This is a genomic window from Blastomonas sp. (assembly GCF_041747255.1).
Lineage (GTDB): Bacteria > Pseudomonadota > Alphaproteobacteria > Sphingomonadales > Sphingomonadaceae > Blastomonas.
This window is the reverse complement of record NZ_JBGTFM010000121.1, coordinates 1-2,164: the sequence shown is the minus strand read 5'-3', so window position 1 is coordinate 2,164 and position 2,164 is coordinate 1. Positions and strand designations below refer to the sequence as shown.

Here is a 2,164-nt window from a genome sequence, read left to right as displayed (position 1 = left end):
ATGCCGGTGGGTGATGGACCTAACGGCAAGGGCTTTGTCGGCATGGTCGACCGCGATGTGTTTGACGAATGGCTGCGCGCCCGCGCTGCGATCAACGGCGCGGATCGTCGCACCGGCAATTTTGATCGCGTCGATCGTGATGCCGATGGCACGGCGGTGGTTTGCTATCGGGAGGGCCGCGGGGGAGAAGAAGTGCGGGTACGCACCCGCGCGGTAATCGGCGCTGACGGCGCACGCTCGGCAGTTGCCCGGCAGAACCTCAAAGGCGCCGACCGCGTGCCCTGTGTGTTCGCCTATCACGAGGTGATCCGCACCCCCACGCCCGAAGTCGCGGCGAAATCGGATTTCGATGCCGACCGCTGCGATGTCTATTATCAGGGCAAGCTCTCGCCCGATTTTTACGCCTGGATTTTCCCGCACGGCGACACCGCCAGCATTGGCCTGGGCAGCGCCAACAAGGGCTTCCCCTTGCGCGAAACCGTCGCGCAGATGCGCGCAGACACCGGGCTCGCCGGGTGCGAAACGATCCGCAAGGAAGGCGCGCCGATCCCCTTGAAGCCGCTGAAACGCTGGGACAATGGCCGCGACATCGTGGTCGCTGGCGATGCCGCAGGTGTCGTCGCCCCGGCATCGGGCGAAGGCATCTTTTACGCGATGACCTGCGGGCGGATGGCAGCCGAAGCGGTCACCCAATTCCTCGCCACCGGCAACCCAAAGGCGCTGAAACTGGCCCGCAAGAACTTCATGGCCAAGCACGGCAAGGTGTTCTGGATTCTCGGCATCATGCAGTATTTCTGGTATTCCAGCGACAAGCGCCGCGAGCGTTTTGTCAAGATGTGCGCCGACCCGGATGTCCAGTATCTCACCTGGCAATCGTACATGCACAAGGAGCTTGTGCGGCGTAAGCCGGTGGCCCATGCTAAGATTTTCGTGAAGGACATGGGACATCTGCTTGGACTGTCGCGCGCCTGAGATGACGGATTTCAATTGCCGGGGCATCCGCTGATGCACCGCGAAGGGCTATTGCCGCTGATCCTCGCCGCGATGGCGGCGTTGATCGTCGCGGCGGGCGGCGCGACAATCACCGATCTGGGGCCATGGTATCAGGGTCTTACCCAGCCGAGCTGGACGCCGCCCAACTGGCTGTATGGCGTCGCATGGACGCTGATCTTCGCGCTCGCCGCGCTGGCATCGCTCGCTGCGTGGCGCGGGGCGCCAAATGCGAACACGCGCACCAAGGTGATTGGGCTGTTTGCCTTCAACGGCTTTCTCAACGTGCTGTGGAGCCTGCTGTTCTTCCGCGTCCAGCGGCCAGACTGGGCGCTGATCGAGGTCGCGGCCTTGTGGCTCTCCGTGGCGTTTCTGATCGTCTATTGCGGGCGGTTTTCCAAGCCCGCCGCGCTGCTGTTGCTGCCCTATCTCGCCTGGGTCAGTGTCGTCGCCGCGCTGAATGCGGCGATTGTGCAGCTCAACGGGCCGTTTGGCTGACATGGCCTTCGCAGCCGACTTTTTCCGCAGCGGCCACGCCGCCGATCTGATCCTGTTCGTGCTGGCGGTTGAGTTCGCCTTTCTCGTCAGGCGTGGAAGCAAGCCGATGGATGTCGCGCTGGCGCTGGGGCCGGCAGTGCTGATCATCATCGCGCTGCGCGGCGCATTGACCGGCGCGGATTGGACATGGATCGCACTACCGCTGGCACTGTCGTTTCCGGTGCATGTCGCCGACCTGCGGCGGCGGGGGATGGGCAATAAGCTCCCGTAATGAATGAGAGCCCCCTTGGCCGCTCCCTTGATGGGAGAGGATTGTGAGTTGGCCTCTCCCTTGATGGGAGAGGATTGTGAGTTGGCCTCTCCCTTGATGGGAGAGGCAGCGAGACTTGGCAGCGTGCTGCCTAGTCGCAGCGGTGAGGGTGACGGAGCGTCAAGGCGCGGCGCCACAATCCGGAGAGATCACCCCCACCCAACCCTCCCCCATCAAGGGGGAGGGCTTCAGCGCTGAACCACGAGCGCGTATTGTCCAAAATAACTGACAAACAACTGTCATCTTTTTTAGACAGGTGATAGCATTGCTCCATGTTAGTGCACACCCACCGCCGCTGATTGATGCGGCACGAACCCATATTGGTGATCGGGGCCGGAGTCGGGGGGCTCAGCGCGGCTGCGTTGC

3 protein-coding genes are annotated in these 2,164 nt (G+C 62.9%); all 3 read left to right on the top strand.

Translation table 11 applies throughout. The features are described from left to right. Positions 1-972, top strand: a 972-nt coding sequence (locus tag ACEW8G_RS04260) for a geranylgeranyl diphosphate reductase (protein WP_373487208.1), incomplete at its 5' end; no start/stop codon positions are given. Between the two features lie 33 nt (positions 973-1,005). After that, positions 1,006-1,488 (top strand): TspO/MBR family protein, encoded by a 483-nt coding sequence (locus ACEW8G_RS04255; RefSeq protein ID WP_373487207.1) that lies wholly within the window; start codon positions 1,006-1,008, stop codon positions 1,486-1,488. 1 nt (position 1,489) lies between these two features. Beyond that, a complete protein-coding gene (locus tag ACEW8G_RS04250; RefSeq protein ID WP_373487206.1) occupies positions 1,490-1,759 on the top strand; it encodes a hypothetical protein in 270 nt (89 codons plus the stop codon). Positions 1,760-2,164 lie beyond the last annotated feature (405 nt).